Genomic DNA, 25068 nt, shown 5'->3' with positions numbered 1-25068 from the left:
TTGGCGCAGTAACGTGCGATCCCCAGGCTTCGCTGGTTGCTTTGTTGAAGATTTGGAACGTTGCAATGACATTTACGGTTCGTATTGCCGTGTTGCGGATGAATGGTTGTCCGTATTCTGGCAGCAGCATGGCTCGACTTTAGTGAAATCAAGCTACAACTTGTCAGCGTAAAATTCTGTCGTCTGTCCTGCGAAAATCACTCGCCCGCCATCGGGGCAAATCACGTATTGTGATTCACGCATCGCATCATCCGGCGAATGAGTCGCAAACACCAGCGATGCAGCCTGAGTTTCCAGATGTTGCCGCACGATGGCCCAGTACTTTGGTCGCCGCTCCGGATCCACGTGAGCAAACGGTTCATCCATCAGCATCACTGCCGGGTTGGCCAGCAGACACCGAGCCACCGACAGCCGCGACTGCTCGCCCTTCGACAATTCTGAGGGAAACGCAGCCCTGCGGTGAAGCAGATCAAAATCATTCAGCAGTTTGTCTATCGGATTGCCCGATTCTCCGTCGTCGCCCGCTTTCAAATCGCGGTCTGCAGAAGCAGTGACCGCGGCCAGCTGCTGCCGGGCGGTCATGTGAGGCCACAAGCCGCCATCCTGAGGCACCCAGAAAAGCGGCAAACTGAAGGCCGAACTATCGGCTTCCCGCCCAACGAACGTCAGCTGCCCCGCATCCGGCTTTTCAAGCCCCGCCAGCAGATTCAGCAGCGAAGTCTTGCCAGCCCCGGAATGTCCGACAACTGCCGTCACACCGGCCATCACGTCGATCGAGACGTTTTTCAGCCGATCGGCGTTATCGCCTTTCAGTCGAACGTCTCTTAAATTCCAGAGTAAATCAGCCATCGACGATGCTTCTTGTTGAGACAAATTTCCACGCCATGGCCGCGACCACGAAAACAACAAAAGGGATCAACAGCGTCAGCGCGGTAATCGCCACCAGGGTCTCCGTGCTTCGGTAGTGCATTTCATTATACAGCCGGTTGATGATGGGTTCGAAGCGCGTAGGTCGCAAAGTGGCGGTCGTTGTCACGTCCCAGAGGCACCAGTGTGTCAACACAGCGGTGGCCAATAGCCAGCGAAGATTCTTCAACCGCCACAGCACGTGCCGCCCCTGACCAGCGACGCGATTATCGGAAGAACGAGTCATCAACGTGGCCGAATGCAGAGCAAACGGTGACGACGTCACTTCCAGCAACACGACCAGCAGGAAGGCTCGCGGAAGGATCAGCAATGTCTGCCCTAACAACATCGGCAGCCACGTGTCATAGGCGTCGTGCAAAACCGGAAGCTGAAACGCCGCCAGCAGGACAAGGCTTAACACCAGCGCGCCGCATAGCCCCGGCAGTATCGCTGCCAGAGTCAGCCATCGAGATTTTAACGACCGCAGGCCAACGCTGATCTGCAGGGCGGCGACTGAAGACAGAGCTGCCACCAGTACGGAAATCAGAATCTGTTCACTCCTCGCCCACACAGCCCCCTGATCGATCAGGCTTCGAAAACCCGAAACGAATTGCTGTCCGTTTTGGATCACCGGCCACGCCAGAACGATGGCGAGACTCACAAACAGAATTCCACAAGCGGACCACGTCACAACGGCATTTTCCGAAGAACCAGGCGTTGTACGCTGACGTGACTGACCGAGGCCGCCGCTTCGCAACAACAGAATCGCCGGCAGCAGCAAGGTGAGCTGAAAGAAGATTGACCGGCTCACCATCCGGAGTGATGTCGTCAGTGATTCGCCCGCTGCGTGAGCGTCAAACAGCCACACGGTGAAGACGATCGGGTGGCGATCCACCTGCAGCAAAGCAGCCGTTTCGAATTCCTGGAAGCAGAGAAGGGCACCGCCAATCCACGCGACCAACGGCATTCGCCACGGCCCGATCAACAACAATCGAACCCACTGCAGCCACCATGCAAAATTGCTTCTGAGTGGAACTCGCCAAGCCGGCGGCGCTTCGGTTTGAGATTCGGAAGCCTGACCAATCCCGTTACCGAGCGACGTATTCTTTAGCAACCGCCACGAATGCAGTGCCTCTGGACTCACCACCGACGCCGGCAGAATCAACGCCACCGCCGTCTGCAGTGCGATGGTCCGAAACAGCAACAACAACGCATACAGCCCTTCGGTTGCCGCCACGCTGTGAACGAGATTCGCCGACGTCAGCCAGTACGTAAATCCGACCAACAGATCCGGTACGAACAACGGCAGCAGCGCCACGAAACACAACCAATGTCGAACGCGCGGTGAACGGTATTGCGAAGCGACCCACCGCCAGACCAACAACGCCAGCGGTAACGACAATGTCGTAATAATTAGTGCGCGACCGATGGACCATGCCAGAACGGCCTGCAGCGTCATTGGCCCGTGTGCTCCGCCGTTAACCAGTCCAGCACTTGCTGATTCGCCTCGGCCGCTTTCGTCAGATCGACTCCATCAGCCGCCCACGCTTTTAGCTCAATGACTTCCTCGGACAATTTTGATTCGTCGACGGGCCCCAGCGGAATCTGACGCGCTTTGGATTTCGCCAGCAACAGTTCGATCTCTTCCGAAAGCAGAAAGTCGATGAACTGCTTCGCGGCTTCCGGGTGAGGTGCCCCGCGGATCAAAGCCACAGAGTTAGGCAGGCAGATGACCTGACCATTACTAAGCCTCACCGGCTGCATCGCCACAGGTTGTCCCGCGTCTATCGCGACGAACGCATCGTCCGTGTCGGTAAAGCCGAGGTCGCACACACCTTCTGCAACCAGATCCTTGGTCATCGAATTCCCTCGTGCTTCCCGGATGCCTCGTTGATGCAAATCTGTGTGCCACTCAATAAGGCCTTCCATCCCAAACTGATCGGCCAACACGGAATAATGGGACAGCGTGGTGCCAAACAGCGGCTGAGCGATCGTCACTCGATTAAGGGACTCACGCGCCATCGCTGCGTTGATGGCGTCTTCCGTGGCGGGCATTTTGTCTGTATTGACGAGGTACACTCGCAGCCGCGCTGCAAAGCCGGTCCAGTAACCGGCTTCATCGCGGAACGCAGACGGAATCCGATCGGCATTCGGGCTGTCATAGGGTTCCAGTACGCCCTCAGAAATTAGACGAATCGTGCCAAGGGTCTGGTTGTTCCAAAACACGTCACAGCGAGGTTTTGATTTTTCGGCGATCAGTAGATTGGTCAGGCCCAGCGACTTATTGGCTTCTTCATCAAAACGGACGTCGACCTTGAAACCAGTTTCCTGTTCGAAACGCTGAATAATCTGCTCAGCATACGTTGCGTCATGAGCGCAATACACCACCAGTTGCGCGCCATCGTGATCCGGTTGCGTGGTCAACCGCAGGATGGCGAAACCGACAGCAAGGGGCAGGGCGATGGCAAGAAAGCGTCGAATGGTTTGGATTCCTTTGCAGGGTCAGGGCTGGGGGATACCAAGATCGCGGCAGATCTTCTTCACCAGAATCTCGGAGATTTCACGATGTCGCGGGACCGCTGATCTGGTACCGCGCCCCGCATCGCCCCACCATGAGTGCTTGCCACCTTCACGGATCAACTCGCAGCCGCAATCACGGAGATGTCGAAGCAGATCCACTCGTTTCATGGAACGATCGATACTTCCTCGAAGGGTGAGCCAGCGGACTTGCGTGCTTCTTCCCGATTTAGCTCCAATGCTTCACCCAAAGCTTCGCGAAGGTTCTCCAGCAACTCTTCGCGCGTTTCAGCCTGTGAATTCACGCCGGGAACTTCTTCGACCCAGCCGATCCACCATTCCCCGTCCTGTCTTACGACGGCGTTAAATGCCATAGTATTGTCTTTCGTGGTTCAGTTGCAGGGTCTCATAGTGAGACTCGCCAGAGTTCCTATGGTTGCATGACATGTTGGGATTCCCGGGGAAACCCACTGCGTCCGGATCAGCAGAGGTACCCAGCGTCTCGATCAATTTGACTTCAACTTTGGGTCCACTTTTTCGATGTTGTCAAAGTAGCCCTTGATGTTGTCGGTGTAGCCCGGGGGAATTTCTTCCGCATCGATGGCGGACTGGACACTGGATTTCAGAGAGCTAATGCTCTTTTGATATTCCCTCATCTTGTCCGGATCAAAATCTTTTTCTTCGGCGTATTCTTTGGTCTTGATCGACAGCAAAATCTTTCCGGCCTGAATCTGCGGCTTTTCCTTTTCAGTCTTGTAGCCTTCCGGATCACTATTGTCTTCCGGAGTTTCGCCTCCGCGACCAATGCCGCCCCCGCCTCCCTCGTTGCGGTCTTTGTCTCCCTCTCCATCGCCCTCACCTTGACCACCATTTAGCTGAGCATATAGCTCGGCATAATCTTCCATGGTCTCACAGCCTTCGCACTTGCTGCCGTCAAGCTGTTCCTTTTGATTCAACTGTTGTGCCTTCTGCAACGTCGCCAGGGCTTCGTCCAGTTTTTCAAGTTCTTTGGCGGCGTCAGCGACCTGTTCCATTTCTTTTTCGGATAGTTCCAGCGACTCCTTCAACGCCTGCATGGCGTCTTCGCTGAGTTCCATCTTCTCACCCTTTTGGCCGTCTGTATCTTTGACGGCCTGTAACGACTTCATTGCTTTACTAAGGGCGTTGGCCAGTTCTTTGGAACCAGCTTTGTCGTTGGCAAACTTTTTCAGGTCCTGAAGTTCTTTCTGCATCTTGCTGGCCAGCTTTTTGCGTTCTTCCGGATCCTTGGCCTCCATCATGGCCTTCATCGTTTCCTGAGCCTGCTTCAGTTCTTTTTTTAAACTCTCCGTGTTGCCGTCCTGCAGTTCCTTCAGCCAGTCGTTCATCTTTTGATTGCGAGCACCACCGAGTTGCTGTTTGGAAATCGGCTGGTTGACCATGCGTCGTAGCTGTTCATTGCTGGCGGCTGACTTCCACAAGTCGCCCAGATCCTGGCGATGCGAATCAAGCACCTTGGCATTCGATTCGATCTTCTTCGGCTGCATCTTGCGGAAGTCCGTTTTGATCTTGCCCAACAGGGCTTCGATCTCTTCGCTTTCTTCTTCCGCCTGTGAAGCTTCCTTCTTCAATTGATCCTTGCGCGTCATCGCCTCTTTGCGGATGTTTTCGATTTCCTTTTTCTGCTCGTCAACTCGCGACGCTTCCGCCACTTTGCCGAAGGGGTCAAGCTGCGGCGTAAAGAAAATGGCGATCGCCAGCAACGCAGCCGCGCCGGCAAGACGAGCCAACCGGGCGCCAAACTGAAACGGCACGACAACGTCCGGAACGATTTCACCAGCTTTCTGCTCAGCCGACGTCGTGACCAACGGTTGGTATTCACCGGCGGATGTCGACAGCGACGACAGCGTCAGGAACAAGTCTTTCGTCTTCGCATGTTCGTCGACCGCTCGAGCCGCCGCCTGCCGTTCGACTCGGCGATGAAACAAGGCCGCTGCCAAAGCTGCTACGGCGGGAATCGCCAGCAGCCAAAGCGGTTGTTCTTCGGACCGAGGTATCAGCCCCAGCAGCCGACTGGCCAGCACTGCGACAACGGCAGCAATTAACAGAATCAGGCTGGCTCCGTACAGCGCTTTCGCGACCGACGCAATTTGCAATCTAGCCTGCACGCGCCCCAGCAGGGATGTGGAATTGGGAGCATCAGTCATTTCGGGACTCCGGCGAGTTTTGCGAGGCTCAAGCATTCACTAATACAGTCTACGATCGGAATCGGAACCGATCAATGAGATCCGCTGACAGCCACCAATTGTCTGGGGTTTTCGCAGATTTTCAGCTTCGCTGTCATTTCGAGGCGGTGAATCGCAGAATTCGGGTGTGGCGGCACAGCAATTGGGGCTCTCCGCCAGCAGTAGCTTGCCTCAAGTTCCACAAGACGGGCAATCCGATGACTAACAACTTCGCCTGCCTTCCGATCCCCCTGCTGACCGTAACAATCAGCTTGGCGATGATCGGCAACACGGCCGCCGACGAGCCGGTTGCTCACGCGCAGCCGATCCGCGATAGTAAGGCACTCGCGGAGTTTCTGAAACGCTTCGACCGGCTGACAGTACGCGGCTTCGTGAAGACACTCAGGCCCGGTTCAACCGGTATCGGTTATACGCTGGAAACGCTGCTGCAGATCAAGGAAAACAATTCACCGCGCGGTGACCTGTTGGGAATGGAGATCAAAGCGTACCGCGATGGCGAAACGCGGTTTGACGACCAGCACAAAATGAACCTGTTTCTGAAGGAACCAGAATGGCTCGACAGCAAAACCTCAGCCGAACGTATTCGTGACTACGGCTACATCGACGACAACGGTCGGCAGGCGTGGTATCAGTCGGTGACAATCAAGCCGAACAGCACCGGATTACGTCTGGTGGTCGACCGTGAAGCGGGCTACGTTTTTTTTCTACGTGGATCAACTGCCATCGGTCGCTGGAAGTTCGACGTTCTGCAGAAGCGATTGACTGAGAAGCTGTCGGAGGCAGTGTTCGTCGCAGCCCAAACTCGCGGGACTGGTGCAGACGAAGAGTTTCACTTCCGAACCGTCACCTATTGTGCGAAGCCGGATGTGAAAGCACTGCTGAAGCTGATCGAAGCCGGCGACGTGATTCTTGAACTTCGAATGCACCTCAAGCCGACAGGCGGCGCCCGGAATCATGGCACCGCATTCCGTTTGAAGAAGCACCGGCTCAAGGACCTGTTCGCTCAGCAGGTGCGTTGCCGACCGCTGGCTGCTTCCGGCTTATGAACGAAACATGTTTGCAAGTAGTCGTTTTGCCGAAGCAGCCGCCGAGAGCAATCCCCGGCGGCCGCTATTGTGGTCCGAGACACAGGTGCGACTAAAATTCCCAATTCAGACCGGCGTTGAACGTGTTCTGGAAGAACTCTCCGCGAGACGTCTTCAGGCTTGGGAACACTCCGGCTCGCGGATTCGATTCCCAGCGGATGGAAGTCGTTGGATTGGCCACTTCGCCGATCCAGGTGTAAGTCCAGCCCAGTCGAAGGCGAGCGTGTTCCAGCTGCCAAACATCTCGAAGCACAGGAATGTGTGAGAAGATTGGCAACTCCGCATTCAGCGACTGTTCGAACATTGGCGACAGGTGAGTCGTCTCGTTGCTGTCTCGGAAAGCGTTTAGAGTCAGTTGACCATTGTCGGTCGACGTATCAAACATCTCTGATCGCGTTGTCAGCCCGGTGATTGGATCAACCGTGACAGCAAACGTGTCGCCGATGTTGTCGCCTTCGAGGTTGGCCTTTTCAACATTGAACAGGGCACCGACCCGAGTCGAGCCGGAGAACGCGACGCCACCTTTTTCACCCAGTTCGTATTCCAATCCGATTTCCGGACCTGTCAACGTGCTGCGAATGTAGTTGTTGACAAACGATCGAACCATAATCTCTTCGGTGTCTGTCGTGATGGGGTCGGTGAAATCCAACGCTCCGTTTTCTTCCACGTTGTCGATGATCGCGTCACCATCGTCGTCCTGATTATTCGGTTGACTAAACGTGTAGGCGAGGCCGGAGTCTGCACCAAAGAACTTAAATGCTTCCATAATGCGGAACACACGACCACCAACGATTGGGCGAACCCGGAAGCTATCAGTTTCGTAGATGGGCGACGAACTGAAGTGGAAACCACCGCCGTAAGATTTGATTTCGTGCTCGATCCGATAGTCGAGGTCAAACAATTGACTGACGCCGCCGATCCCATTCCCATTCTGTATTCCAATGCCGCCAAGCGGATACAGGTATCGGTCAAGAACTTCGAAGGTGCTTCCGAACACGCCAAAGACCTCAGCGTCGGCCGCATCGAACACACGATTGTTCAGAATCTGCTCTTCGATCAACTTCCGCTGATCCAGGTGGCGAAGATTGCTGGGCAGTGTTGCGTCGGACACACCTCCGGTGGCCTCAAGCGTCAATGCGTCAATAAAGTGCAGACGGTTGGCTTCGAGATTCTTGCGAGTATCGAACACATCGGTCGATTCTCCATTGTAGGTGGCATTCCAACTAAAGCCCCAACCCAGTCGGTTGTCGACACCACCGCTAAGACGAATGCCACTGTTTTTGTTAGGGCCCGTGCTGTCGGAGTTGTGGTTCGGGAATGTCGGGAAGAACAGGGCGTCTGGAAAATTGCCCGGCGTCGTCCGCAGATCGAGCTGGTCGAACGTGGGAACGCGGCCATCACCGACGGTGCCCCCCATGGTGCGGCTTCTGGTGTGGATGTAGTCCACATTCAAATAGTAGTCGTTCATCTGGCCCATGCCGCTAAGCATGCGTTTAAACCAGATGCCGTCCGAGCTGAAATGCTGTTCCAGCGCGTGGTCGTACGGGGAAATCATCGGGTGCGACTGAAATGATTGTGGTACCCCTTGATACGGGTCGCCACCACCGGCCATAAATGCCGGAGCACCGTAGGAAGGATACCCTCCCATCGATTGCGCCTGGCATTCTGCGCCGAGAGCGACGGCGAGTAGCAACGGCACAAGTGTTTTCAGTCGGTGCCAAATCCGCATTGATCTATCCTTCAGAAGCCACAGTTTTTTACTGGCTTTTCCGCCTCGCTGCGGATTCGGTCGCGATGCCGTGACGTAACGACAGACCGAGCGCATTGAGACAATCTTGTGGATAGTATCGGTCAGGCAAATTGTGAAACTGTAACGATTGTTCCGATGGTGCCGTTTTTTCCGCGTTTGCCGAATCTGCCGGTTCCCGATGACCGGCAGCCCCACGCCTCAAAAGATTGGCCCAGGGAACCAGGGACAGAATTCTTCGTCGCCAATCCCCTGTAGTTCGCTCAGCGTTGGCTGGCCGCTGGCGGTGGCGATAATGCGGTCGAAGATTTGCTGACCGACTTCTTCTACAGACGTCCCGTCCAGAATCACTCCGGCATTGATGTCCATATCATCCCGCATGCGTTCGAACATCGGCGTGTTCGTGGCCACCTTAATTGTGGGTGACGGCTTGCAGCCGTAGCAACTGCCTCGCCCGGTGGTGAAAACGACTACCTGAGCTCCGCCGGCCACTTTCCCCGTGATCGACGCCGGGTCGAAGCCGGGGCTGTCCATGATGACGAAGCCTTTCTGAGTGACGGGTTCGGCATAGCGATACACGGCCATCAGCGGTGACGTGCCCCCTTTGGCGATGGCTCCCAGCGACTTTTCGTAAATCGTTGTGAGGCCCCCATTCTTGTTGCCGACGGACGGATTGTTGTCGATCGACCCGCCATGTTTGGCAGCGTACTCTTCCCACCAGTGAATGCGGTCCAGCAACGCTTCACCAACTTCGCGGTTGATGGCGCGGCGAGTCAGCATGTGTTCAGCGCCGTAGATTTCCGGAGTTTCCGACAGGATCGATGTCGCTCCGTGAGCCACAAGCATGTCGCTGGCCACCCCGACGGCAGGATTTGCCGTAATGCCACTGTTGCCGTCGCTGCCGCCGCATTCCATGGCGACTTTCAGCTCGCTAACCGGAATGGGGACTCGCTGCACGTCATTGGCGATGGGCAGTAGTTCTCGCAGCACTTCAACAGCGCGAGCCACTGTCTTGCGCACACCGCCGACTTCCTGAATGTTCAACACCAGCGGCTGGTCGGCCGGCGCATCCGACGCGCCGCCGAGTTGCACCAGTCCGTGTTCGCGTTCAAGGTGCGTTGCCTGAGCCGTTTCGCAGCCGAGACCCAGCACAATGACCGCCCCGATATTGGGATGATTGGCGAAACCAGCCAGGGTGCGGTTTAGCTGCCGATGGTCGTCGCCGTCGAAGGCCAGGGCACATCCGCTTTTGTGGACAAGTGGGATAATTCCATCGATGTTGCGAAACTGCGACAGGTCGGAATCTGACAGCTCCTTTGCCACGTATTTTGCCGTTGTCGCCGAACAATTGACGGTACTAATAATGGCGACATAGTTGCGAGTTCCCGCGGTTCCGTTGCGGCGGCGGAAGCCAAGGAACGTTTGTTCAGTGCCTGATGGCGCGGGATGGCTGATTTGTGTCGAAAATGCATAGTCCAATCCTGGCTTTGTCGCCACGACATTGTGGACATGGACCCATTCTCCGGCTTGAATACCAGTAGTGGCATATCCAATGATCTGCCCGTACTTGATCACCGGAGCACCCGTGTCAATTTCGTTCAGAGCAACCTTGTGGCCGGGTGGCACATCGGCACGCGTACGGACTGACAACGAACCTGCAACACAAGTTGCATTCTGAGGAAGAAACTGAGTTGTGACGGCCACGTTGTCATCAGGATGAAGCACCAACAGTGCTTTGTAGTCGGTGGTCGGCGACGATTGAGTCATTGAGGAATCCAGCGGTAGAACCTATTCACGGGCTGCTCTGGATGCAGAGACAGCGAAAAAAACGGAAAGAGGGCCTTCGTACGGCGGCCCTCAGAAACAATACCTGAGTTAAGTATGTTGGCGATGTTTGGCTCCGCAGAGTAGTCAGCATGCCAATTCGTTTGCAGAGAACTGGATGAAGCAAATGGCAGCGGAACCGATCGACGGAAAATCAAGCCCCTTCCCTGGCCACCTTGTGGCGCTGGGGCTGCTGGGCTTGGCTCATTTGCCGTTTGTAGCCGTGCAGTGTCAAACGCTGTGGCGGCTGGAATACTACCAATTCTTCCCATTCGCATTTGCGGCGTTTGCGTATCTGTTTCATCAGCGAGCGGTGCGCGGATCGTTTCGATGGGGCCTGATCAACTCAGCACTGGTGGCGTTAGATGTCGCACTGCTGGTTGCCGGAGCGCTGTATCCCAGCCCCTTCCTGGTTTACGTCGGCGCCGTCGTCTTGTGTTTCGCTGTTAGCCGATCGTACGCAGATAACGAATTCGATTGCTCGCTGGGATACCTGATCCTTTTGCTTGTCATCACCATTCGTATCCCGCTGGGCTACGACGCGGAAGTCATCGCATGGCTACAGACAGTGACGACTCGCGTGGGTAGTCGCCTGCTGAACTTCTTCGGTTTTCTGCATCTGCGCCAAGGCAATGTGATTGAATTCCCTGACAAACGGTTCCTTGTCGAAGAAGCATGCAGCGGCGTGCAGTCCCTGTTCACCGTTCTGTTTCTGGGGACATTGGTCATATGCGGCTACCGCAGAAAATTGTTGCACGCTGTCCTGGTCCTCGGCACCGGCTTCGCATGTGCAGGCCTGATGAATGTCTTGCGAATCTTCATCATTTCCGTTGCGTGGTCACAGTCTCAGGTCGACCTGTCGACCGGGTGGCAACACGATGCAATCGGCTATGCGGCTTTGGCGGCCGCCGCGTTTCTGGTCTTCAGCGCAGACGCATTCTGGGATTTCTTCTTCTTTGCCGTGCCCGATACGCGAGGCATGGGTGTGAGTTCGATTCACAGGAACCCGCTAATCGTGCTGTGGAACAGAGTCTTTTGGCGTCCTCCACGCCAGTCAGCCCCCAAGCGCAAACCCGGCATCCGCCCCGGTCTAAGTGCAATGCTAATGGCTGGAGCGGCACTGGTCTGCGTCAGCACGATGGCTCTGCAGGTCATGGCGTTGTAGCGGCCAACGAATTCCGCCAGCCAGCCGATCAGGGAATGTTTCAAAAAGTAATTTCACGGATTCAAAGCCGACATGTCTGACTCCTTCGACACTCCCAGCAGAACGAAAACCGTTTCGCGAGCCATGCCCGACTACGAAGACACATCTGAACAACGCGAATTGCCAGGCGTTGTCGAATGCCTGCGCCCAAAATACGTAATTGGGTTCATCGTTGGATTTCTGGAACGCTGGGTCCTGTCGCGGCACTACAATCGCCTGTTGATTGCAATGCCGTTCCTCGTGTTGGCTATCGGCGGTTCTGCGTTCCTATGGTGGCTACGATCAGCCCCTCGCAATGAGCTGGTTCGCGATTATGAACAGGCTGTTGTCGCGGCTCAACGAGAAGAAGATGTAGAAAAGTCTAACCTGTATCTGCAGGCGTTGGTTGAACTGCGGCCCAGCGACAAACGCTACAAGTTTGCGTCAGCGCTGGAGTTGATGGAAAACGGCCGAGAAGCTCAGGGATTCGAATATATTCGCGAACTCACAGTTGAAGGGCCGCTGGGATACAACCCGGCTCGAGTCTGGTTGGCACAACAGGCACTGCGAGCGGATTCTGGGCTTCCGCTGTCAGAAGTCGATCCGGAAGTGGAGCTGGCTCGCGTAATTGAAGGCGAGCCAAAAAATGCTGAGGCGAATCGGTTGCTGGCCCTGATCAATCTCAAAAAGGGCAGAATCAAGGCGGCGGAAGATCACCTGCTAAAAGCCGTCGAAGACGCACCGTTTCTCGGTCTGCAGCTTGTTGAAATTCAGCGACAGTTGAAACGCAGTGATGACCAGATCGACTATCACCTGAAGAACGCAGCGGACTATTTTCAGGACCAGCTGCTGAAAGATCCGCACGACGTCGAGGCAAATTTGAATCGTACCCGGGCATACGTGCTGGCTGAGGAGACAGATAAGGCGATTGAGTTATTACAAGAGTGTCCGTCACTCAACGACGCCCCCGAACTGCAGCAGGCTTTGGCAATGTTGCACCTGAAGATAGCGGTGCAGCTATATCAGAAATCCCACGTCAACCGCGACTACAGCACTCAACAGCTGGTGAAGGCGATTCAGCTGGCACCGGGCAATCGCCAAATCGCTCAAACACTACTGGCAATGGCGTCGCAGGGCGCCGCGCTCTCAGCAGCCGACGTGGCCCCGATGGTCGAAACGTTTTCGGCACAAGACGAACTGACCGTCGCAGACGAAGAACTCCTTTCGCAGGCACTCGCGGTCACCGGGCAGTTCGAACAAGCGATTAGCCGAATCGAGCCGCTTGCCGAAGAACACCCGCAACTGCAGCCGCAACTGGTGAGGCTCTACGCCGCTAATGGCGACACGCAAAAGGCAGAAACACTAACTCAACAATTGCTGGCCGATTTTCAGTCACGACAGAGCGAACTTAGTTTGGTGGAAGTCGTCAGCTATGGCGATGTATTGATCCAGGCATCGCGCGCGGAAGAAGCGCGAGACGTTTTAAAGGTCGCTTTAACAAAGTATACGGTGCCCAAAGATGACACTGCGGCAGCCACCGCTGGCGTGGATCAGCCCGGCACCGATGCAGCCGTCGATACTGCAGAACGAAAGAATCTGTTTCAAGCTTACCGGCTGTTTACCCTCGCGACGATCGCGATGTTCGACAAACAGTTGCAGGCCGATAGTTTCGCCGCCCCTCAAGACGCGATCGCGCTACTGCACGAAGCGTTGAGCACTCAGCTGGCGAGAGATGCAGTGCTGGAACGCCTCGCGAAGCTCGCGTTTTCTAACGGCAAATTCGCCAAACCCGCGGACGAATATCTGACAAAGCTACTGGCGACAGGTACAGCAAATGCCCCCATCTACAGTCTATTGGGCACTCTGGCGTTAGAGCAGGGTAACCTCAAAAAGGCGAGGCTTCATCTGGAACGAGCGTACTCGATGCACAAGGGCAATCCGCTTGTCCTCAACAATTTGGCAATCGTGCTGATTCGGCAAAGTGACGAAAACGCCGACCGAGCTTTAGCGCTCGTCAACGATACGCTGCAACTGGTCCCCGAAAACGCAGACGCACTCTCAACTCGCGCTGAAGTGCTGATTGCAATGAAACGATGGGAAGAAGCTCGCCGCGACCTGGTTGTGGCGTTACCCAAGCGGCAACAGAGTCAGAACGTTCGCAAGTTGCTCGCGAAAGTTTGCGACGCACTGGACGAAACCGCTTTGGCAAATGAACATCGTCGGATATTGACAGAGCTGGAGGCGGCCGAAGCAAGTCAGACGAATTGACCAACTGGCTACTGTCGTGTGGCCGGGTCAGCCGCTGCCGTCAGCTTCAGCAACAACTTGTGGGCGTCGCGATAGCGAGGTGCCTGTTCAAGCGCGAGCAGCACGTGACGTCTTGCCTGTGACGGGTCTTTTTCTGTCAGCAGCGTTGCCATCTGAAAGTGTGTGCGAGGTGCGTCGGCCGGTTCCAGTTGCAGCAACCCGCGTAGCGCCTGCAGAGCGGTGGCTGTGTCATGCTGCTTCATGGCGGCCGTGTAAAATTTTCTGATGGCCGCTGGTTGCAGCGGATCGATGGCAGCGACAAGTTCGCCGGTTAACGCAGCTTCAGGCCAAAGCTCCGCCTTCACCTGCAATGTCAGCAATTTCATGGCAGATTCCAGGTCATCACCCGAATACTGAAGGTGTTCGGCGAGCACGTCCATCTGAAGAGCTGTTTCGTTTTGACGCTCGTAAATCTGCGCCAACAGTGGGCGAGCACCGTTCGGGCTTCGGTCATCAGGAAACAGCTCGATCAACTGCTGGAGCTTTTCAATCGCTCGATCCGTTTCGCCAGCTCGGACATACCTCACTGCCAGTTTCAGCCCGGCCGTATAGTTCTTCGGATCTTCCAGCCCTTCGACATCCGGGATCGGTTCGGCTCCGTCCTCAGACGAAGCATTGAAACGAACGCCAGTCGCAAAATTGTCAGCCACAGACTTCAGGTAATCTTCGAACGCCGCATCCAGTTCCGCGAGTCCGCCGGTATGTCGGGCCAGAGCATCGTTGATCGTCAGGCCGGTTTTCAGGTCGTTCAAAATCGCTATCAGCGCATCAAAGCCGTACTCCTGAACAATGAATTCAACCACCATGGACGATTCATAGTACGCGAAGTTCAGGTCGTCACCAGACTTCGCATTCAGGAACGCACTGCTTAGCTGACTAACAGGAGTCACGTTGCCTCGTTGAACTCGAACCCGAAAAACGGGCGACATGTGTTGCCCCCAACGATCGTCTTTTTGACGTTCTTCGTACACGGAAATGCCTTCGCTTAGCCAGCGAGGAATTTTGTTGTCGGTCATCTGCAGCGTGATGACGTGACAAAATTCGTGCCACAGAACGGATTCCCAGTTGTTCGGATTCTCGCGCTGCGAAGCCGGACTATTGGCGGTGACCAACTTTCCAAAGCAGACGCCCAGGAACCCGGCCACATCGGGTAGGCCAAACGTTCTCACGGCGAAATCGTCCGGACGATCAAAGATTTCGACCACCACTTTTTCACTCGGCGTGTACCCGTACTTCTTCGAAAGTTCGGCCATCGCTGTCGTTAACAGTTCTTCCACGCGGTCGCCGTACACAGCAGATTCAGACGCCCTCATCCGAATGACGAATTGATCGGTGGTGCGTGTCGCGAATTTGTCGAGGTCGTTCTTTAACTGCATCAGGTTAAACAGCGTCGTGTCGTACTTGTCCTGTTTCTGAGCTCCATCGGCCAGCTTCCAGCCGCGTTCGTCTTCACCGAGTCGTAATAGATCCTGTGCCAGTTGAGTCTTCGCGGGCAGAAAAGCGGGGTCCGTTTGCAACGCCATTTGTTGAAATGCTGCGCCTTCACGGAAACGGTACTTGCGCGACAATCGTTCGCCGATCAGGTAATCGATGGCAGGACTCTGCGGCGAAAACGCGATTGCTCGGCTGTGGCTAACTGCTTCTGCGATTGGATCATTTTTCAAATGATGAATGACGGCCTGCAATGCGTGCCCTTCCGGGTGCCACGGATTGATCCGGTGAACCTCGCTGATAGTTTCCTTAGCCGCAGCGTAGTCTTCGGCGTCAATCTGTTTTTTCGCCAGGTGCAACTGCGTGGGGGCAAAGTTCGGATTGACGGTTAACGTGTGCTCCCACAGTTCTGCTGCCTTCTCAGGTTCCACAGCCTGAATGGATGTCGCCAAAGCGAAACAGATCTCGGGGTTGTCTGGAAACTGTTCAGCGGCGGGCCGAAGAGTTTCCGATGCCAGTGCCAGGTCCCCTTTATCGATCGCCAGCTGGCCGGCCGCCAGAAAACCGTCCGGACGACTCTTGTAGTTGCGCTGAGCTCGGCCGTAGAACCCTTCGAGCACATCCTTCGGGTCGACACCGATCACGATGGCCGCTTTGCCTAACGCAACAAGATCGTCAGCGTCGGTGTAGCGCCACGGTGCGGCCGAAGCGACTTGCTCCAGTTCCTGAATCATCAGTTTGGCGCGGTCCGTGTCGCCCAGCGTCGTTGCATTTTCGTACGCCAGCATGCGTAACCGAACGCTCCAGGAATAACGTGCAATTCCTGCTTCGAGTGTTTGTGCCGCCTGCAGGTAGTGGCCGAGATGCGTTTCGGCGGTGGCCTTTAGCATGGGCCATTCTTCGCCGTAGCTTCGTCGATCGACGGCGGCAGAAGCAGCGTCAAGACACTCGACGTATTTCCCGGTGCGGAGCATGTCCTGGCATTCGGTAATCGTCGCCGCGTAGCCGCATGACGAACCGCACAGAATCGATAGCAACAGAGCAGCACGTGATTGGATCATCTGGAAGACTCACAGGATGAAAAGACACTATTGCAGGACTGAGTTAAGGAACCCCACGGCCGAGTTCGCCCGGCAGCGACCTCCGGACAGGTTCGAATCACTTTCCATTGCCGCCATGTCGCAATTGTGCGGAATATGCCGGCAAAAGTCCAAACAGGCATGTCGCGCGGATTCCGCCGAAAGGAAACGGGGAACCGCGGGAAACCTTCTCGCCCAGGCTCCAGCCCCGAGCCGATAGATCCGATACGAACAGTAGAGAAGGGGATGGTGACCGAGATTCCATCCACTTTTCGATTCAGAACGGTTAAGCGGTCGCGCAGACCCAGAAATCGAATGTAGGTTTTACCTGCACCTGCGAAGCATTGTCGCTTCGCTGACGGGCCAGGAATCATCACATCAAGGCCGTCCTGCTGGAAGCACGCCCCCATGCAGCAGCAATCTGTATCAGACTTCATGCGCGAATCTTCGTTCGCCATTGTCTCGGAATCCATCCGCCTTCGGGACGCCGCTGAGCTGCTGGTGACTCATAATTTCTCGGTACTCGTGGCTGAAGACGAATCCGGCAGGATGTGTGGCATTGTGCCGGAATCAGCCGTCATCCGCGAACTGATGACGAATTCTGACCGTGAGGTCCTTGTGGGCAGCGTTCTTTCGCGACACGTGGAATCCGTCCGGTCTGACGCGGAACTCACTTCAGTACTTCACCTGTTCCGATCGTCATGCAATTCCGTCATACCGGTCGTGAATCATGACGATCAGGTTGTCGGCCTGCTGCACCGCCGAGACATCGTGCGTATGCTGCTTGGCGACGCGGCGACCGATGCAAAAATCGACGCCGCAGAAGATTTGGCCTCCGGCGGCTCGAAGCCACATTTCATGGACCGCAGCCGAGTTCGCATGGATGCCCCAAAGAGCGGAAACTCACGGGCTGACGAATCTAGGGATTAGCGAGATCAGCCCAGATCGACGCCACGATCCTTCATGAACAGCTTCATGTCGTCCCAAACCTGCTTTTTCGCCGACGGATTTCGCAGCAAGTAGGACGGGTGATAGGTACACAAAACGCGGGCGTCGCCGTGCTGTAAAAACTGGCCTCGCAACCGGCCCACACTCTCTGTGACCTGCAGCAGATTCTGAGCAGCCACCGTGCCCCAACAGACGATATGAGTCGGGTTCACAATTTTGATCTGCCCGTCCAGAAACTCGCGGCAATTGGCGACTTCCTGAGGCAGCGGATTGCGATTGCCGGGCGGACGACACCGTAGAATATTGCAGATATAGATTTCGTCGCGGCGCAGGCCGCAGGCCTCGATAATCTTGTTCAACAGTTGCCCGGCGGCTCCGACAAACGGTTCCCCCTGTCGGTCCTCGTCAGCCCCGGGGGCTTCGCCGATGAACATAATTTCGGCGTCCGGGTTGCCGACTCCAAACACTGTTTGCCGACGCGAATCGGCCAGCTTCTCGCACCTCTGACAGCTCGCAACGATGTCGGCGAGCTTCAAGAGTCCGTCCTGCTTCTGCTCAGCAGTTTCCATGACCTCAGCCAGCACGGCTTTTGTGGCCTCCAGCGGCGGCGGAGCCGTCGCAGAACCTGGCCGCAAATCGGCGCTGGTTGGCAATTTCGCCGCTGTTTTCGCCTTGGTCGCGTCTGCCAGTGCCGTCACCGGATTGCGTGGGTTTGCTGCTTTCTTCTGGCCCATGCGCGGGCGAGCCGTGACTTCGGGCAGCACGACGGTCGGCAGGTAGCTAACACCAGACGATTTTAGAAGCTGGAGAAATTGTCGAATATTTCGACTTCCGGCCATAGGGCTCTCTCTGAACGGTTCCGATCCACCGGCAAAAACGACCGCAACTCAGCCCGCTACAAGGACAGCGAAGGGGCAAAATCCCCCGACTGCCCAATAAGCGCGCAGACTGGCGGGGTGTTGCCACCAGCCGATGGCGATTAAGGAAAGATAGCGAGGACTTGTCCGGTTGTCGCGTTCATTGCACGACTTCAAAAAATTCCACACGAACTGTGAATGATATGCACCTTCTTCTCTTGCCGAATCCTTCAGCAACCGCCGATACCAGACGCAGTTGAGTGTGTGATACCGTTGTGTGCGGTGTCTAAGTTACGGCGACAACCGGCGGAATGCAGTGACTCTTTCCGGGCGTCGACCAACAACAACCAAAGACCAGTGAGAAATGCTTTTTCGGGAGGAAGCGGCACACAGGTTTTCTGGGACCAATACGAAGGATTGTAAAAATGATCAGACGATCTTGGAGAAGCCTCCTTGCGGGAGTAGCCCTGTTTGGTGGAGCGGCGGCAATGAATACCGCTTCTGCCGCAGACATCTACCCGACAGGTGGCGCCAACGCTCGAACCCAGCAGCTTTTTGCTAACAACGGCAACCAACTGACTTATCAGTTGGCGTCGATGAGCTGCAGCGACGCCGGCGGTTGCTGCGACTCATCATGTAGTGCTCCCGTTGGCTGCGACCTCGGGTGTGGCGAATATGGCGACGGAAATTACTGTGGCGAAGGCTGCAGTGCCGACGACGACGGCGGCGAAATCACGTTCGGCGGCTGGATTCAGATGGGTTACCATAACGGAATTACTCCGTTGTCGACCACTCGGAACGAAGGACTCGCCTTCAACGATCACCCACATCGGTTCAACCTGCATCAAGGTTGGTTGTACGCTGAAAAAGTGGCTGACGGCAGCGACGGACTGGACTGGGGTTTCCGAGTTGACGCAATGTACGGTGTCGACGCGGCTCAGACGCAGTCGTTTGGAAACGCTCCTGGCCGATTCGACTTCGGTGGCGACTTCACTCGCGGAGCCGGCTACGGCTTTGCACTGCCACAGGTTTACGGCGAAGTTGCGACTGGCGATTTGAGTGTCAAAATCGGACACTTCTATACTCTGATCGGCTACGAAGTTGTTACCGCCCCGGACAACTTCTTCTACAGCCATGCGTTGACGATGTTCAACAGTGAACCCTTCACCCACACAGGTGCGTTGGCAACCTACACCGCCAGTGACGACGTCACGTTGTACGGTGGATGGACAGCCGGCTGGGACACAGGTTTCGATCAATTGAACAACGGCAGCAGCTTCCTTGGCGGTTTCAGCACCGGTATCGGTGAAAACATCACCTTCACATATATCGCGACGGCTGGAGAACTTGGCTGGCGTGGCAATGGCTATTCGCACAGCATTGTCATCGACACAGCTCTGACAGACGACCTGAACTACGTCATTCAGAGTGACCTTGTTCGCACCAACGATCACGATGCTGACCCAACGACGCCCGGCAAGGACGACGATATCGGCATCAACCAGTATCTGATCTACTCGCTCAGCGAAAAGGTCGGCCTGGGAACTCGAGTCGAATGGTGGAAGAACGAAGGCCGTTCTCAATACGCCGCCACGTTTGGTGTGAATGTCAAGCCGATGGACAACCTGATTGTTCGGCCTGAGATTCGTCACGACTGGAAACTGGCCGCTCCTGACAGTACGGCTACGACGTTCGGAATCGACGCGATTCTGACCTTCTAAAAGTTGCCGTTTGAGCTACAAAGCTGAAACCGCAGTCGGGCTTTCTGCCTGACTGCGTTTTTTTTGTTGCTACACTCTGACAACCCCAAAAGCCCAGGACCATTGCCACAGCGAGCGCTGCCGCACACACCGAGAACGCAAATTCAGCGTTTTTCGGCCTCAATCCAACCACCTAAACGAGAAACCGTGTCGACCGATAAAGCAGACTCCATCGTGATTCGCCAGGCGGATTTCAGCGAATCCAGCCGAGTCGTCACGTTGTTCAGCAAAGAATTCGGAAAGCTGGCCGTTCTGGCAAAAGGGGCGAAAAGACTCAAAGGCCCATTCGATGCTGCTCTTGACCTGCTTTCTGAGTGTCGAATAGTCTTCATCCGTAAATCTTCCGGTGCGCTGGGAATTCTCACGCAGGCTCAGTTGGTCCGTCGCTTTTCGCCGGTTCCGAATAGCCTGAATTCGCTGTATGGCGGCTACTACGTGGCCGATTTGCTGTGCTGTTTAACGGAAGATTTCGATCCTGATCCTGAATTATATGATCTGTCTGTGAAGACGTTGGCCAGACTGTCAGATCCGAAAAGCGATTACAACAGCGTCATTGTCCAGTTTGAAGTGGGCGTTCTGTGCCGTTTGGGACTGTTTCCCAATCTCGAATGCTGCAGTGTTTGTGGAGACCCTATTGCAACGACCGCTAAGTTCGCCCATTGGGTCAGTCAGGGCGGTTTGTTGTGTTCAGAATGCCGTCGTGACGAATACGTCGGCAAATCCATTTCCGGTGGATCGATTGCCGTGCTGCGGCGACTGGCCGATGCGGATTCCCCTTTGACCGACCGAATTAAAATTACCAAAGAACAAACTGCGGAGTGCCATAAACTGGCGGTGTCCGCAATCACCAATGTGCTGGGCAGGAAGCCGGGCACGCTACGCTTCTTACAGTTTTAGCTCATGAATAAACGCAGGACGCACAACTCCCGAATGGATTCGGGGATGATCGGCCGGGACTTGCCCCGACCAATCAGTCCTGTTGCGCGCCACAAGCTGGCCGGTGTGAGCCTCTGCCTACTGCTGGCGGTCTGCTCAGGCTGCCGTTCTTTGCGTCCGTCTGGTGGCGAAGGATTGTTCGCGGCGAAAGACGTGCTTAGCACAAGCAAAATTCGCGGGCCGCTGGAACGAGCCTTCTACAACGAAGAAGACGCTCTGACACGCGGTGAGAAGTTCTCACCGGAAGCGATGGCAACCGTCGAACTGGCTCGCAAGCAGTTCACCGAACGTCAGTACCCGCAGGCTCTGAAAAACTACAAGTCGATCGCGAAGAAATATCCGGAATCGTCCATTGGCGAAGAAGCCTGGTTCCGCATGGGCGAATGCCACTACGCCATGAGACAGTATCCGAAGGCTCAGGACGCCTACGACAAACTGTTCGCCGACTATCCTTCCACCAAGTATGTGTCCGACGCCAGCCAGCGATTGTTTGACATCGCAAAAATCTGGCTTGAGGTCTCAGATCCGGTCGCGAAGTCCGTCATCAAGACGGTTAGCGATGAAAAGACGGTTGAAGCTGGAAACACGCCTCCGCCGCCTTCATCGTCGCCGTCGGCCCGCTACGGTTTGATCCCGAATTTCTTTGACGAACGTCGCCCCGTCTTCGATACGCGTGGTCGAGCCAAAAACGCTTTGAAAGCAATTTGGCTGAACGATCCTACAGGCCCATTAGCTGACGATGCTTTGATGCTAACTGCGTCGTACTACATGAAAAAAGGCAACTATCTGGAAGCGGATCGGTACTTTCAAATTCTCCGCGACGAGTACCCGGACAGCCCGCATCTGGAAGATGCGTTTGTGATGGGATCTCACGTGAAACAAATGGCCTATCAGGGGCCATACTACGACGGCACCTCGCTGGTATCGGCGGAAAACCTCAAGGAACGAGCGTTAATGCTGTTCCCGAGTTCCGAAGACCGACCGAAGATGAGAGAGGAACTCAAACGCATCTACCTGTTGAAGGCACAACGAGCGTGGAGTCAGGTGCAACTGTGGAAGAAGAAAGACAATCCACGTTCTGTCGCGATCGCGAGTATGCAACTGATCCTTGACTACCCGGATACTCGCTACGCAGAAATGGCTCGGCAGGAAATCCGCCGCATCGATCCTCGTCGCATTCAACACCTGCCAGGCATGGCGGAGTTCCTTAAGTCGCTACCCGATTCAGAACCCGCGAGGCCGTCTGACAGCGAAGCCACTCAGCCGCAGAACGCGGATAAGTCGGGCAGTGCGGATGGCTCGCAACGCGGCCTACCCGGAATTTGAAAGCCGCCGCCATGAAGCCATCATTTTGCATTGCAGCTGCTCTGGTCATCAGTGCTGTTATGCCCGGATGCGGCTACATGCTTGGGCCATCAACAGTGCAGGGCGTTCGCACCGTGCATGTGCCGGTGTTCAAGTCCGAATCCTTCCGCCGCAACGTCGACTACCTTCTGACGGAAGCCATCCAGCAGGAAATCAAAGCTCGCGGTGCCTACCGGCTGGCTGACGAGGCTCACGCCGACACGATCCTGACCGGCCGCGTCGTCGATCTGCGCAAGAATGTGCTCAGCGAAAACCGCTTCGACGACGTTCGCGAATTCCAGTTGATGCTGGGCGCAGAAGTGAAGTGGGTGGACCGCCGCAGCGGGCGGATTCTACAAGAGCGAGTCTTCCCGCTCGGACAGGAAATGGCCCAGCACTCGTCGCAGGTCAGCTTCGCTCCGGAAGTCGGCCAGTCATTCGCAACAGCCCAACAGGAAGCCGCCCGCCGCCTCGCCCTGCAAATCGTCGACCTCACGGAAATGCCTTGGTAGGTGCCGCTTGCCGAGCGGCACTTCGCCGAAGGCGACCTACAACCTTGCCGTTGCTACCAGAAGGAGTTATCGGTCAGGCTCCTGCCTGACGTCTGCGCTGGCCAGGCGAACACGGACGTGCCCCCCCTGCTGAAGAACTCCGCAGCTTGCGAAAGCATCGCGGCAGGCGGGAGCCTGCCCTACAGCAACTGCACTCTTGAAACGTCGTGACCGCAAAGCCTCGTCTTCATCGAAACACCATGCTGAGTAGAGTTACGTCAGATGCACTGATTTGACACGTAAAATGTCCCACAGTGGGAACACATCTGGAAAATCAAACTCACCATTTCCACTCCCGCTCCCCACATGACGATTTCATGTTCCTCAGGAAATCCGGGATGGAATCCAATCGTCTTCATTGCCCCGTCGACTCCAAAATGTTTGCATTCAGGGAAAACGCATGCAGTATCCGGAATGCCCTGCATCAGCGGCATAATTGATGGATGCTCTCGGAGATAGTCCTCTCGCGACAGGCCACCAAGGTCCGCGTTGTCCCAATCACCGTATTCGTCGATCTTCTCCGCGACGCGCGTCAACGTTTTCTCAGGGACATGGCTGAGGCCGAAAAAAGCGGAATTCATGAGGGCATCATCGGGGCTGTGTGCGTTGTAGTGCGACCGACGAAGGATGACGGATTGGGGTTGAAAGTGGGGCGGGTAGTTCGGGTATGGAAAGTCACGCGCGATACGCGGTTTTTCGGGGGAGATAATGTGAATCGTATTTCGATTCAAGCGGTAAGCGGTTGAGCATCCACCGAACTGGAATCCATAGCAAAGCGGAACTGCTTTGCGTCCTACGGGGATGGCACAAAGAGGGTCCGATGTGTCCAAAAGAAACACGACGTGCAGAGGATGTGAATCTGCGACGTTGAATCCGTAATCGGAAACGCATCCGCCAAAGTAGTGTTTGTACTTTCGGGATCGTCCGGTGCAAACGACTGAGACGCGACGATGTTTGTGATCAAAAAGTTCGATGGTCAACTACTGTCTAGCTAAGAGTAAGTAATCCGGACAAAGTGGGTACAAACGGTAGTGTTCCCAGAGGGCTGAATTTTATTCCAGCATGTGCGATGTCGCAATGGCTCGCTGGGCCACTCCGGAGTGAATTCAATTGTCAAGTCCCCGTAGGCCGAACGAGCAAACGCCGTGATGCAACAGTTGCACTTCGGTGACACATGCGCCGCGCGAGTCAATACGGTTTCAACGAAGAGCCGTTTGCGCTGCTCCGGCACGTTCGTGGGTTCAGGTCGATCAGCTGCAATGCCGGATCGGCGCTTCGCTTGATTCGGCCTACGATCTGTTCGAGTTGAAGCGTGAGCTGTTTGGGAATCCGCTCGCAACTCCGCGCTTGACCTGTTCCGCAGACCATTGGACATGTTCACTGCAGCACCGAACATGTTCTGACCGCCAGTGAACATGTTCAATCGGACGGAGAACATGTTCAACGCGACGTTTGCCCGCTCAAACTAGCCGGACAGCCGTTGCAAACCGGACAAACTGAGCTGTTTGCCTCAACTTGCTGACTGGAAGCCATCGCAGAACCGAAAGGCCGCAAGTGTGCAGAAGTACTCTCGATCAACCGTGCAGTGCGGCTCACGTGGGCTGCAATTGTATTGCGGTTTCAAATAGAGAGCTGAACGATGGCAAAACGATCTCTTGTTCCCACGTCAGAAGGGAAATTCAGTTTGTGGATCCGGACGCTGGCAAAGATCCTGCTGGCCAATCCGGAATTGTACGGATTGACCGAAGCCCAGGTCACAAAGCTGAGCGAACTGGTCGCTCAATGGGATGAGGACTACGAAGCGGCCGAACGCGCTCGCGACATTGCTCGCGGAGCCGTCGAAAAGAGAAAGGAAACTCGCCGCGTCCTGACCGAGGAAGCTCGCATGCTGGCTCGACTGGTTCAGGCCAATCCAAACGTGACGGACGAAGCTCGCCGAGATGCCGGGCTGCCCGTTCATAAAACTCATCGCACTCCGGCCAGTACTCCCAAGTCGGCTCCGATGTGTCAGGTCATCGCCACCGATCGACTGGAACACATGGTGTCGTATGTCGATTCACTCACGCCGACTCGCCGAGCCAAGCCGGACGGAGTGGCTTCTTGCCAGATCTACGTGGCCATCGGCGACGCGGCTCCAAACGCCAGCGACTACGTCCTCGCCGGAGTCGCTACCCGCACGCCTCACAAGGTGACCTTCAAGGAAGACGACGGCGGCAAGACGGCTCACTACCTGCTGCGATGGGCCAACGCCAAAGGCGACACCGGCCCGTGGAGCCACGGCGTCAGCGCCACGATTCCGGCGGTTTAGGATTGAAGAATGGCGACAGCAAATTCGAGGGGAAGCCCGGTGCCGGTTTGGTGCCGGGCT

20 protein-coding genes are annotated in these 25068 nt (G+C 55.7%); 9 read left to right on the top strand and 11 right to left on the bottom strand.

Annotation, left to right across the window (positions count from 1 at the left end; translation table 11 throughout):
- Positions 1-153: 153 nt before the first annotated feature.
- The 6 genes from Fuma_RS30010 to Fuma_RS29985 form a co-directional block, all read right to left on the bottom strand.
- On the bottom strand, positions 154-849 hold the full coding sequence (locus tag Fuma_RS30010) for an ATP-binding cassette domain-containing protein (RefSeq protein WP_077027362.1): 696 nt from the start codon (positions 847-849) through the stop codon (positions 154-156).
- Complete coding sequence (locus Fuma_RS30005) at positions 842-2365, bottom strand: hypothetical protein (RefSeq protein WP_077027361.1); 1524 nt, start codon at positions 2363-2365, stop codon at positions 842-844. Before Fuma_RS30005 ends, Fuma_RS30010 begins: the two co-directional genes overlap by 8 nt.
- Complete coding sequence (locus Fuma_RS30000; RefSeq protein WP_158521185.1) at positions 2362-3330, bottom strand: extracellular solute-binding protein; 969 nt, start codon at positions 3328-3330, stop codon at positions 2362-2364. The genes Fuma_RS30005 and Fuma_RS30000 overlap by 4 nt, the downstream gene beginning before the upstream one ends.
- A 78-nt stretch (positions 3331-3408) precedes the next feature.
- The gene (locus Fuma_RS36685; RefSeq protein WP_077027359.1) at positions 3409-3594 is read right to left on the bottom strand and encodes a type II toxin-antitoxin system HicA family toxin; all 186 of its coding nucleotides are present in this window, start codon (positions 3592-3594) and stop codon (positions 3409-3411) included.
- Positions 3591-3797, bottom strand: coding sequence for a type II toxin-antitoxin system HicB family antitoxin (locus tag Fuma_RS29990; RefSeq protein ID WP_077027358.1), 207 nt, complete (start codon positions 3795-3797; stop codon positions 3591-3593). Before Fuma_RS29990 ends, Fuma_RS36685 begins: the two co-directional genes overlap by 4 nt.
- A 132-nt stretch (positions 3798-3929) precedes the next feature.
- Positions 3930-5609, bottom strand: a complete 1680-nt coding sequence (locus tag Fuma_RS29985; protein ID WP_077027357.1) for a hypothetical protein — start codon at positions 5607-5609, stop codon at positions 3930-3932.
- A gap of 236 nt (positions 5610-5845) precedes the next feature.
- Between Fuma_RS29985 and Fuma_RS29980 the strand changes: the two genes are divergently transcribed.
- Entirely contained in the window at positions 5846-6694 is an 849-nt protein-coding gene (locus Fuma_RS29980) for an MvaI/BcnI family restriction endonuclease (protein WP_077027356.1), read from the top strand.
- Between the two features lie 91 nt (positions 6695-6785).
- Here the strand turns inward: Fuma_RS29980 and Fuma_RS29975 are convergent, their stop codons facing one another.
- Complete coding sequence (locus Fuma_RS29975; protein ID WP_145944454.1) at positions 6786-8462, bottom strand: hypothetical protein; 1677 nt, start codon at positions 8460-8462, stop codon at positions 6786-6788.
- Positions 8463-8681: 219 nt separating this feature from the next.
- Complete coding sequence (locus Fuma_RS29970) at positions 8682-10247, bottom strand: UxaA family hydrolase (protein WP_077027354.1); 1566 nt, start codon at positions 10245-10247, stop codon at positions 8682-8684.
- A gap of 184 nt (positions 10248-10431) precedes the next feature.
- Here Fuma_RS29970 and Fuma_RS29965 point away from each other — a divergent pair, with 184 nt between their 5' ends.
- Together Fuma_RS29965 and Fuma_RS29960 are read left to right on the top strand one after the other, a co-directional pair.
- Complete coding sequence (locus Fuma_RS29965; protein ID WP_158521184.1) at positions 10432-11469, top strand: exosortase/archaeosortase family protein; 1038 nt, start codon at positions 10432-10434, stop codon at positions 11467-11469.
- Between the two features lie 72 nt (positions 11470-11541).
- Positions 11542-13755, top strand: a complete 2214-nt coding sequence (locus Fuma_RS29960) for a tetratricopeptide repeat protein (protein ID WP_077027352.1) — start codon at positions 11542-11544, stop codon at positions 13753-13755.
- A gap of 8 nt (positions 13756-13763) precedes the next feature.
- Here Fuma_RS29960 and Fuma_RS29955 read toward each other — a convergent pair whose 3' ends face one another.
- Positions 13764-16286 (bottom strand): tetratricopeptide repeat protein, encoded by a 2523-nt coding sequence (locus tag Fuma_RS29955; protein ID WP_083732427.1) that lies wholly within the window; start codon positions 16284-16286, stop codon positions 13764-13766.
- Positions 16287-16712: 426 nt separating this feature from the next.
- Between Fuma_RS29955 and Fuma_RS29950 the strand changes: the two genes are divergently transcribed.
- Positions 16713-17234, top strand: coding sequence for a CBS domain-containing protein (locus Fuma_RS29950; protein WP_077027351.1), 522 nt, complete (start codon positions 16713-16715; stop codon positions 17232-17234).
- A 5-nt stretch (positions 17235-17239) separates the two neighbouring features.
- On the opposite strand, the gene Fuma_RS29945 is transcribed toward Fuma_RS29950, so the two are convergent.
- On the bottom strand, positions 17240-18091 hold the full coding sequence (locus Fuma_RS29945) for a uracil-DNA glycosylase (RefSeq protein WP_077027350.1): 852 nt from the start codon (positions 18089-18091) through the stop codon (positions 17240-17242).
- 443 nt (positions 18092-18534) lie between these two features.
- Between Fuma_RS29945 and Fuma_RS29940 the strand changes: the two genes are divergently transcribed.
- From Fuma_RS29940 to Fuma_RS29925, 4 genes are all read left to right on the top strand, one after another.
- On the top strand, positions 18535-19830 hold the full coding sequence (locus Fuma_RS29940) for a porin (RefSeq protein ID WP_083732426.1): 1296 nt from the start codon (positions 18535-18537) through the stop codon (positions 19828-19830).
- A gap of 186 nt (positions 19831-20016) precedes the next feature.
- Positions 20017-20766: a DNA repair protein RecO gene (gene recO / locus Fuma_RS29935; RefSeq protein WP_077027348.1), complete on the top strand. Its 750-nt coding sequence runs from the start codon at positions 20017-20019 to the stop codon at positions 20764-20766.
- 3 nt (positions 20767-20769) lie between these two features.
- On the top strand, positions 20770-22131 hold the full coding sequence (locus tag Fuma_RS29930; RefSeq protein ID WP_083732424.1) for a tetratricopeptide repeat protein: 1362 nt from the start codon (positions 20770-20772) through the stop codon (positions 22129-22131).
- 11 nt (positions 22132-22142) lie between these two features.
- Positions 22143-22661 (top strand): LptE family protein, encoded by a 519-nt coding sequence (locus tag Fuma_RS29925; RefSeq protein WP_077027346.1) that lies wholly within the window; start codon positions 22143-22145, stop codon positions 22659-22661.
- 257 nt (positions 22662-22918) lie between these two features.
- Here the strand turns inward: Fuma_RS29925 and Fuma_RS35015 are convergent, their stop codons facing one another.
- The gene (locus tag Fuma_RS35015; RefSeq protein WP_145944452.1) at positions 22919-23281 is read right to left on the bottom strand and encodes a hypothetical protein; all 363 of its coding nucleotides are present in this window, start codon (positions 23279-23281) and stop codon (positions 22919-22921) included.
- A gap of 1058 nt (positions 23282-24339) precedes the next feature.
- Between Fuma_RS35015 and Fuma_RS29905 the strand changes: the two genes are divergently transcribed.
- A complete protein-coding gene (locus Fuma_RS29905; protein ID WP_077027342.1) occupies positions 24340-25008 on the top strand; it encodes a hypothetical protein in 669 nt (222 codons plus the stop codon).
- Positions 25009-25068: the final 60 nt, after the last annotated feature.

The organism is Fuerstiella marisgermanici, from assembly GCF_001983935.1.
GTDB classification, from domain to species: domain Bacteria; phylum Planctomycetota; class Planctomycetia; order Planctomycetales; family Planctomycetaceae; genus Fuerstiella; species Fuerstiella marisgermanici.
Note: the sequence above shows the minus strand (reverse complement) of the source record. Positions and strands in the feature narration are given on the sequence as shown.